This window comes from Candidatus Nanopelagicales bacterium (genome assembly GCA_037045355.1).
Taxonomy (GTDB): domain Bacteria; phylum Actinomycetota; class Actinomycetes; order S36-B12.
This window is the reverse complement of the sequence record JBAOHO010000030.1, coordinates 1-9100: the sequence shown is the minus strand read 5'-3', so window position 1 is coordinate 9100 and position 9100 is coordinate 1. Positions and strand designations below refer to the sequence as shown.

Sequence of the window (9100 nt, the reverse complement as noted above, 5' to 3'; positions counted from 1 at the left end):
AGGTCGGCGTCATCGGGGCTGGCGCGTCGGATGTCCATGTCCGCCCAGGTTAGGTCGAACCGTGCCTGTGGGGCATCCGGGAGCCCTTGGCAGGTCGGGGAGCACTTCGGAGGCTCCGAACCGCTCCCAGACCTGCCAAGTGCTCACGGATTGCTGTCCGCGCCCCTGCACGCAACACCCATACCCAAGCCGGTCGCTCTCACCTAGGGTGAGCCCATGAACCTCGCCGACAACTTCGTCACCACCGCCGCGTCCCAGCCGGACCACGTCGCCATCAAGTTCGACGACCTCGAACTCACCTACGCCGCCCTCGATGGCGCGAGCAGCATGGCGGCCGGCTGGCTGGCCGAGCTGGGTGTGGGTCCGGGCGATCGCGTCGGCCTGATGCTTCCGAACATCCCGCAGTTCCCCGTGCTGTACTACGGCATCCTGCGGGCCGGTGCGGTCGTGGTGCCCATGAACCCGCTGTTCAAGTCCCGCGAGGTCGAGTACTATCTCTCCGACTCCGGCGCGAAGGCGATCTTCGCGTGGGACGGGATCGGGGCAGAGGCGCAGCCGGGCGCGGAGGCGGCGGGCGTGCCCTGCGTGCTCGTCGGCGCCGATTTCACCGCCCAGCTGTCCCAGCACGCGCCGGCGCCGGCGGTCGTCGACAGGGCACCGGACGACACGGCGGTGATCCTCTACACCTCGGGTACCACGGGCAAGCCCAAGGGTGCGGAACTGACTCACAGCAACCTACTGAGCAACGTCGACGTCGCCGTGAGCCTGTTCGACGGCAGCTCGGACGACGTGATCTTCGGGGGGCTGCCACTGTTCCACTCGTTCGGCCAGATGTGCGGGCTCAACGCCGCGATGACCTGCGGTGCGACGCTGACGCTGATCCCGCGCTTCGACCCGACGAAGGCTCTCGAGGTGCTGCAGCGCGACAAGGTCACGATCATGCAGGGTGTGCCGACGATGTACGTGGCGTTGGTCCAACACCCGGAGCACAAGGCCTACGACACCTCGACCCTGCGGGTGAGTGTGTCCGGTGGGGCCTCGCTTCCGGTGGAGATCCTGCGCGGGTTCGAGTCGGAGTTCGACGCGATCCTTCTTGAGGGCTACGGGTTGAGTGAGACCAGCCCGATCGCCTCCTTCAACCACGCCGACCGCGAGCGCAAGGCCGGTTCGATCGGGACCCCGATCCGCGACGTCGAGATGCGCCTGATCGACAACGAGTGGAACGACGTGCCCGCCGGCGAGATCGGCGAGATCGCCATCAAGGGCCCGAACGTGATGAAGGGCTACTGGCAGCGTCCGGACGCCACCGCCGAGTCGATCCGCGACGACTGGTTCCGCACCGGGGACCTGGCGAAGGTGGACGAGGACGGCTACTACTTCATCGTCGACCGGGCCAAGGACATGATCATCCGCGGCGGCTACAACGTGTACCCGCGTGAGGTGGAGGAAGTCCTGTACGAGCACCCGGCCGTCGCCGAGGCCGCGGTGGTGGGTGTGCCCGACCCCGAGTACGGCGAGGAGATCGGCGCGGCCATCACACTCAAGCCCGGCGCCACCGCGTCGGCGCAGGAGATCCAGGAGTTCGTCAAGGAGCGGATCGCTGCCTACAAGTACCCGCGCATCGTGTGGTTCCTCGACGAGGGTCTGCCCAAGGGTCCGACCGGCAAGATCCTCAAGCGGGAGATCCACCCACCGGCGTAGGGACGCGTTCGTTCTACCCGAGACTCACCGAACGTCACCATATGGGGCCGAAAGGCAGCGCCGCAGGCTTCGGGCCCACAAACCCCGTCCGTGGGCCTCTACCGTGCGGTCATGGACGCGCACGAGCAGCAGAAGAGCAAGAAGACCGTGTATGCCGTGGCCGTGTTCGTGTTCGCGGTGGGCGGGTTCGTTCTACTGGCGACCGGCGCACCGGCATGGATCGCGGTGGCCTGCGTGGTCATCGCCCTGCTCGTGGGCTGGGTGGCGCTGCGGGCTCAAGCACCGCTCGAGCGCATGCAGATCACCTACGGGCTGGTGGCGGCGGTCTTCGCGATCGCCGCGGTGGTTCTGTACAGCCCGGGGGTATCCGCGTTCATTGCCGGTGCCTGCATCCTCATCGGACTCTTCAACTTCTGGATGGCGCTGAACGTGAAAGACCAGACCTCAACCGCCTAGCACCAGTTCCAGGGGTTCGGTTTCTTCGGGGCTCGGGCAGCACCGCAGATGGATGACAGCACCGAGGCCTGGGTGCTCCATCACGGCACCGCCGTCATCCAGAGGTTGTGTGCAGACAGTGCACAGTCGCGGACACGTGAACCACCCCTGTGCGTCGCCGATCTGCATCGCGCCGTCGAAGCAGGCGAAGTCGGTGCCGCAGGTGCTGCAGATCGGGTCCATCACCACGTGATAAGCGTACGTCCGGGTCAGATGTCACCCGGATGCGCGGGTTCGGTTCGCAATCCGAACAGTCGCCACGGCGGGCTGCAGTCGGGGTGCTCGGGACACCGATCCCAAGTGCATGTTCGGTCTTCGTCGTGCAGTCGCCCCGATCCTGTGCCTGGCACTCGTGAGTCCTTTCGCCGCCTCGACCGCGGCGAGCGCCACGCCTCAGGATCGTGGCCCGCGCCTCGAGAGGCTTCTGGACAAGGTCAATCAGGTGCGTGCCCGCGGGTGCCGCTGCGGGATTCGGTGGATGCCGCCGATAGGACCCCTGCGGTGGAACCGGCGCCTGGCACGGGCGGCCGATCGGCATGCCGAGGCCATGGCTGAAGGTCGGTGGTTCTCCCACGTGGGACCTGGCGGAAGCACGCTGACCTCGAGGGCGCGCGAAGCCGGATACGCCGGCTTCGCCGGTGGCGAGAACATCGCGTCCGGGCAACCCACGGTGGCGTCGGTCATGGCTGCGTGGATCGCCAGCCCGGGCCATTGCCAGAACCTGATGACGCGCGGATACGACCACATCGGTCTTGGGTTCGCGCAGCGCCGCGACCCCGGGTTCTCACGGCCCGTCACCTACTGGGTGCAGGACTTCGGGTACCGGGACTGACGCTGCTGGAGTGTCTCGATCAGCGCCGGTCACAGCGCGTGAACAGCGCGTGCGGGTGGTCGTTGCAGGAGGCCTCTGGACTGGCCACCCCCCGCGGGAGCGTGCCTACCGTGAGGCATGCGAAACGTGAGGTCTCGAATCAGTGGAGTCGTTGCCGGAAGCGCTCTTACTCTCGTCGCCGGTGGCATGGTCACGACGGGCGCGGCCGCGTCCGCAGTCAGTGAGGCCGCAGGCCCCGACTGGCAACCGTGTGCGGACGCGCCCGGGTTCGAGTGCGCCGATGTGAAGGTACCGCTGAACCACGGGCGCCCGCAGGGACGGCAGATCAGGCTTGCCGTCACCCGCCTACCCGCAAGCGGCGACAAGATCGGGTCCCTGTTCTTCAACCCGGGCGGGCCGGGTGGTCCTGGGGTTGCGGCGTTGCAGCAGATGTCGGCGTTCTTCCCCGCCGAACTGCGCGAGCGGTTCGACCTGGTGAGTTGGGACCCCCGCGGGGTCGGGCAGAGCACGGCCGTGCAGTGTTTCGACAGCCCGGCGGCCGAGGCACGGTTCCGCGGCGACACGCCCTTGGTACCGGTCGGCACAGCGCAACAGCGCGCCGTGATCGACGTCAACCGCGGTGTCGCGAAACGGTGCCTGAAGCGCAACGCCGCGCTGCTGAAGCACATCTCCACAGCGGACAGCGCCCGCGATCTTGACGCCCTGCGCAAGGCGGTGGGCGACCGTCGTCTCAACTACTGGGGCATCTCCTACGGCACCTTCCTGGGAGCCACGTACGCCAACATGTTCCCCAAGCGGGTCGGCGCGCTGACCTTGGACGGCAACGTCCGGCCCCAGCCGTGGGTGAAGGCGCCACAGGGCCAGGACCCGATGCTGCCCACCTTCCTGCGCCAGGACTCGGCGGCGGGTGCGGACGCCACGCTGGAACAGTTCCTCCTGCGCTGCGGGCGCGCAGGTGCGGAGATCTGCCCGTTCGCCGCTGACAGCCCCACGGCGACCGTGGCCAAGTTCGAGAAACTCGCGCGCCAGATGCGCAAGAATCCCACAGAGAAGCGCGGCGGGATCACGTACAGCGACCTGCAGGAGCGGGTCGCCAACGGGATCTACTTCATCGGTGTATGGCCGAGCCTGGCTGAGGGACTGCAGAACGTCTGGACGGACACTCCCATCGCGCAGACCCAGAGCACGGTCGAACGGTACGCCGGTCCCGGCCAACAACTGGGGATCGTGTGCAGCGAATCCCCGAACCCGACGAGCAAGCAGCTGCTGACCACCAACGCCACCGCCATCCGTCGCTACGGGGTGCTCGGACCGTACTGGACGTGGGTGACCAGTGGCTGCAGCGAATGGCGTGCCGAGGCCGCCGACCCGTACACCGGGCCCTGGAACAAGCGCACTGCTGCGCCCATCCTGTTGATCGGGAACACCTACGACCCGGCGACGCCGCTGTCGAGCGCTCGGGTGATGCACCGAGAGCTTGACCGCAGCCGCCTGCTGATCATGCGCGGCTACGGGCACACCGCCTTGGCGAACCCGAGCACCTGCATCAACCGCAAGGTCACGCGCTACTTCATCGACGGCAAGCTGCCCGCCGACGGCACGAAGTGTGACCAGGACGACCCGCCGTTCGCGGGCTGAAGCGGAGGGCCGCCGGGTGCCCGGGCTGGACATGATCGTGCGGGCCCGCTCGAGTCAGACGGGCCCGCACGACGTGGGTGGTGGTTACCGCGCCAGTCGCACCTGCTGCGACACGGTGCTCTTCAGGCCGTACTTCGCCCGCACCTTGACCCGGTAGGTCCCCTTGGGCAGATCGATCGTGTGGGTCCCGTCCTTGGACGTGATCCACAGCGTCTTACCGGACTTCCTCCAGGTCGCCGCGTTCGCCTTGCCGGCACCCTTGCGGTAGACCTTGATCCAGTAGCCCTTGCCTTCGTCCGGGTTGACGTCGACGAACAGCCTGGAGCGGTTGCGGATCGCCTTCACCGTGACGGTCGACGTACGAGCGACCTTCGCCTTGACCAGCGCCGGAGGTTGTGGCGCTGCCTTGATCATGACCTCGTAGGTCTCCTTCTCACCCACGGTCCCGTCATCGGCGGTCGCCACGAACTCGGCCGCGATCACCCCCACCACCGCGTCGCTGGGCACGGCCACAGACAACTGCCGCTGACCTTGGGCGTCCCTGATCGGATCCAGCGCCTCGGAGGCATCGGCGAAGTCACCATCGTCGTTCCAGTCGAAGGACGCTGTGACGGTGCCTGTGCCATCGACCGCAACGGGGATCGTGAAGGTGCTGCCGGCCACCAGTTCCGTCGGCATCAGCACGCCGTCGCTGTCATCTTCGGTTCCCAGAACCGGCAGTGGCGGCGCAGGTGGAACGAATGCGTCCGGTGTGAACGGGTTGGGCAGCTTCGTGGCGTCACACACCTCGGGGTCCCATGCCTGCGGAACTGCCGGGAGGCCGTCCTCGTAGTCGTCCTCCGACTTCCAGAAGGTGTAGGGAACCGTCTGGTAGCAGGACAGCACGTGCTCCATCACGGTGAACTGCTCGCTCGACGTCTTGACGGTGCTGCCACCCAAGCCCGCACCCCAGGTGCCGACGAGGTTCAGCGTCTTCATCAGCTGGGTTTCGCTGTCTGCCAACAAGAGGGCCGTCTCGTCGTCCGACGGGTCATCGACTGTGCCTTTGTTGTCCGTGTAGTCCAGGGCCCAGCCCTCTTCGGCCACACCGTCGCGGTCGATGACGTAGGCGCCTTCGAAGTCCTCGATGCCGTACGTGAATCCGGAGTCGATCGGGTTGAGGACGGCCGATGCTTGGCTGCCGTCGAGCTTGCCCTCCATGGTGTCGCCGGTCACGGTCTCGCCGTCGTCACCGTCCTTGATGACGTTGACGTCGTCGACATCGGTCGTGCCCTTGTCATCGGCGACGATGTCATCGGTCGTGAAGTCGTGGCGGACCGTGTACTGCTGGCCGTCCTCGGTCTCCACGTAGAGCTCGACCCAGTACATCCGCACCGGCTTCATGTCGCCCTTGACGAAGAAGGAGACGTCGAAGTCGGAGGTCAGCGGCGTGCCGTTGGTCGTCACGCAGCTTCCATCCTCGGCCGACCCCACCTGACAACGGCCCTCGTCCTCGTCGGTCACGACCTGACCGTCCACCGTGTCCTGCCCGGACCAGGTGGTGGTCCAGCCGGAGGTGTAGGCCAGCGGCGACTGTGCGTCATCCCAGCGGGCGTCGGCAGCGGTCTGCTTCCAGTCGAGAAGGTTGATCGTCGTGGGGTCGTCGAGCACCTCCCCAGTCTCGAACTTCTTCTCGTCCTTCTCGTAGGGCGGCGCCACGCATGCCGGGTTGTTCAGGTCGGTGGCCGCCGGCGCGGGCATCTCGAGGTGCGGCAGGTTCTGGCCGAACTTGTCGTTCAGCAGACGCCAACGGGGTCCCACGATCAGCTTCCCGAGACTGTCGTCGGGGGTCTGGCTGCCAACCATGTCCCCGTCTGCCGTCTGGTACGCCCATGCGAACGGATCGCGGTCGATGGTGGTGTACCAGGCGTTGCTGTATCCGCCGGCCAGATCGCTGGACAGCGCCCCAGAGATTGCGAGTCTCGGATCACGCAGGACCGTTCCTGCGGGGATGAAGTCGCCGTCCCCTTCGTAGCAGTCCCGGGTGGATTGCCAGGTGCCGTCCTCGGCGACCTCGTACTCGGGAATCAGCCCCGTCGCCCCTTCGTTCTCCCAGTCCTCCGGGCGGATCTGGTCGTTCGGGTTGTTCGTGATGGAGTGCTTGACCCGCAACTGCGCCTTCGTGACCTTCAGGCCCTTGCCTTCTGCCGTCTTCCAGGTGTCCGGAAGCGGCAGGTGCGCCACGAACCTGATGTCCGTGGGCTTCTTCACGGCCTGACCCCAGCTGTAGAGCAGCTTGCCGTCGTCCTTCTTCCTGACCGAGTAGTGCGTACCCAAGTACAGGTCGATGTTGTTCGGGATGACGTTGTCCTCGCCCGGGATCAAGTTGGCGATGATCTCTCCCATGGATCGGTCGTCGTCCAGACTTGGCGTGACCGTCGCGCCAAGAGCAGGAGACGTCCCCGCCGCCATCGTCAAACCAGCGGCCACCGCGATGGCCCGCCTTCGACTCGATGTAGACATTTCTCTTTCCTTTCCCCTCAATGGGACCCGCCGAAGGACTCGACTCCGGTGGTGTCCGTGAGCAGTGTGGGCTGCTGTCTGCGCAGTCGATATGACGAACGTGTGGAGATCGTGTGGAGATCCGAAACTGCCGTTTCTGAAGGCCGTGGGGGCCCTGCGAACCGTGTCCGGATGGGTGCGACCATGGAGGAAGAGAAGATCAATTTCTCTCGGGCGAAGGGGGGTCGCCAGACGATGTCGACGGTTCTTGTTGTCGAGGATGAACGGGACATACGGGAGTTGCTGCGGCGATTCCTGGAGCGGGCCGGGTATTCGGTGCTTACCGCTGCCGCCGGAGCGGGCGCCCTGTCGCTGCTCGATTCGGCGCGGGTGGATCTGGTACTGCTCGACCTCGGCCTGCCAGACATCGATGGGACCGAGATCCTGACGGAAGTGGCGCCGGGGGTGCCCGTCATCGTGCTCACGGCGCGCTCCGAGCTCGCGGACCGGGTCACCGGGCTACGCCTCGGCGCGGATGATTACGTGATCAAGCCTTTCAGCCCGACCGAGGTGGTGCTGCGAGTCAAGGCGGTCCTCGGCAGAACGCGGGGCCGGCAGCAGGAGGAGCAGAGCCGGCGCAGCTACGAGGACGGTGAGCTCATCATTGATCTGCGCCAGCACGCCGCAACCCGCCGGGGCGACAAGATGACACTCACGGTGACGGAGTGGGAGCTTCTGCTAGCCCTCGCGGAATCACCGGGCCGGGTGCTCAGCCGTTCGGAACTGGCCAACCGGGCACGGGGCTATGAGTTCGACGGGTACGAGCGGACCATCGACTCGCACGTGAAGAACCTGCGGCACAAACTCCGCGACGACCGACACCGGGTGATAGAGACGGTGGTCGGCGTGGGTTATCGATTCACGTTGCATCCCGATGCGTGAGTGGTTGCGGCTCGGCCCGCTCGGGTGGCGCTTCGTGGCCGCGTTCCTCATCGTGGGCCTGGCCAGCATCGGGGGCTTGTTGATCGCCACCGCGCTTGAGTTGGACCATCGCGACGCGCTCGCCGCAACGGCGCAGCGCGAAGGACTGATCGATCGGCTCGCCAGGGAGACCGGTGCTGAATTCGTGCGCACCGGTGGCTGGCAGGACATCGACCTGTCGCGTCCTGTGGCAGTCGCCGAGTCGAACGAGGCTCACTTCGTCGCCGTCGATGCGTCCGACACCGTGGTGATCGGCGGGCCGGTGGGGTCGGACTTCCGGGATCGGGCCGTGAGCGCGCCGGTTGTGGCGGACGGTCGTCGCGTGGGCCAGGTGTATGTCGTGTTCTACTCGGACGAAGCGGTCACCGCCCCGCAGCTCGGGGCCTCGTGGTTCCTGGCCGCCGGCACCATCGCGGCGCTCGCGGCGATCGTGACCGCCATCGTCGTCACACGTCTGCTGACCAGGCCACTGATAGACCTCTCCGACGCCGCGGCCTCGTTCGCGGACGGGGACCGAGATGCGCGGGCCGCGACCGAGGCCCCCGGCGAGCTGGGCAAGTTGGGCCGGGCCTTCAATGAGATGGCCGACCAGGTGACGAGCAGTGAACAGGCGCGCCGTCGGGTGTCGGCTGACATCGCCCACGAGCTGCGTACGCCCCTGACCGTCTTACAGGCAGGACTCGAGGAGTTGCGGGATGGACTTGTCCCCGCCGATCCGTCCACGCTGTCCGCCCTACACGACCAAGCCGTACGGCTCGGCAGAGTGGTCAACGACCTGTCGGAACTTGCGCATGCCGAGTCACCGAGTCTTCTGTTGTCGCGCGAACGCCTCGACCTGGCCGATCTCGCGTCGGACGCACTGCTCGTGTGGCGACCGAGGATCGAGGACGCAGGGATGACGCTGGAGACCTCCCTGCACATGGGCACGATGGTTCTCGTCGACCCGGATCGGATGAGTCAGGTCGTGACCAA

The 9100-nt window shown here is 66.6% G+C and carries 8 protein-coding genes; 6 read left to right on the top strand and 2 right to left on the bottom strand.

What is annotated here, in order from left to right; all coding sequences use genetic code 11:
* Positions 1-216 precede the first annotated feature (216 nt).
* Both V9E98_16265 and V9E98_16260 read left to right on the top strand, forming a co-directional pair.
* Entirely contained in the window at positions 217-1701 is a 1485-nt protein-coding gene (locus tag V9E98_16265) for a long-chain fatty acid--CoA ligase (GenBank protein MEI2718518.1), read from the top strand.
* A 111-nt stretch (positions 1702-1812) separates the two neighbouring features.
* Positions 1813-2157, top strand: a complete 345-nt coding sequence (locus V9E98_16260; protein MEI2718517.1) for a hypothetical protein — start codon at positions 1813-1815, stop codon at positions 2155-2157.
* On the opposite strand, the gene V9E98_16255 is transcribed toward V9E98_16260, so the two are convergent.
* On the bottom strand, positions 2146-2385 hold the full coding sequence (locus V9E98_16255) for a hypothetical protein (protein ID MEI2718516.1): 240 nt from the start codon (positions 2383-2385) through the stop codon (positions 2146-2148). The genes V9E98_16260 and V9E98_16255 overlap by 12 nt on opposite strands.
* A gap of 115 nt (positions 2386-2500) precedes the next feature.
* Here V9E98_16255 and V9E98_16250 point away from each other — a divergent pair, with 115 nt between their 5' ends.
* Positions 2501-3028: a CAP domain-containing protein gene (locus V9E98_16250; protein ID MEI2718515.1), complete on the top strand. Its 528-nt coding sequence runs from the start codon at positions 2501-2503 to the stop codon at positions 3026-3028.
* A gap of 186 nt (positions 3029-3214) precedes the next feature.
* Positions 3215-4666, top strand: coding sequence for an alpha/beta hydrolase (locus V9E98_16245; GenBank protein MEI2718514.1), 1452 nt, complete (start codon positions 3215-3217; stop codon positions 4664-4666).
* An 84-nt stretch (positions 4667-4750) separates the two neighbouring features.
* Here the strand turns inward: V9E98_16245 and V9E98_16240 are convergent, their stop codons facing one another.
* Positions 4751-7168, bottom strand: a complete 2418-nt coding sequence (locus V9E98_16240) for a hypothetical protein (GenBank protein ID MEI2718513.1) — start codon at positions 7166-7168, stop codon at positions 4751-4753.
* Between the two features lie 171 nt (positions 7169-7339).
* Here V9E98_16240 and V9E98_16235 point away from each other — a divergent pair, with 171 nt between their 5' ends.
* Both V9E98_16235 and V9E98_16230 read left to right on the top strand, forming a co-directional pair.
* Positions 7340-8089, top strand: coding sequence for a response regulator transcription factor (locus V9E98_16235; GenBank protein ID MEI2718512.1), 750 nt, complete (start codon positions 7340-7342; stop codon positions 8087-8089).
* Positions 8082-9100: HAMP domain-containing protein (locus tag V9E98_16230; GenBank protein ID MEI2718511.1), on the top strand; the 1019-nt coding region annotated here is incomplete at its 3' end. The genes V9E98_16235 and V9E98_16230, both read left to right, overlap by 8 nt.

What these genes read in the sequence shown, in the direction of transcription:
- V9E98_16240 (MEI2718513.1), bottom strand. Translation starts at nt 7,168, where the DNA reads ATGTCTACATCGAGTCGAAGGCGGGCCATCGCGGTGGCCGCTGGTTTG.
- V9E98_16235 (MEI2718512.1), top strand. Translation starts at nt 7,340, where the DNA reads ATGGGTGCGACCATGGAGGAAGAGAAGATCAATTTCTCTCGGGCGAAG.
- V9E98_16260 (MEI2718517.1), top strand. Translation starts at nt 1,813, where the DNA reads ATGGACGCGCACGAGCAGCAGAAGAGCAAGAAGACCGTGTATGCCGTG.
- V9E98_16245 (MEI2718514.1), top strand. Translation starts at nt 3,215, where the DNA reads ATGGTCACGACGGGCGCGGCCGCGTCCGCAGTCAGTGAGGCCGCAGGC.
- V9E98_16265 (MEI2718518.1), top strand. Translation starts at nt 217, where the DNA reads ATGAACCTCGCCGACAACTTCGTCACCACCGCCGCGTCCCAGCCGGAC.
- V9E98_16250 (MEI2718515.1), top strand. Translation starts at nt 2,501, where the DNA reads ATGTTCGGTCTTCGTCGTGCAGTCGCCCCGATCCTGTGCCTGGCACTC.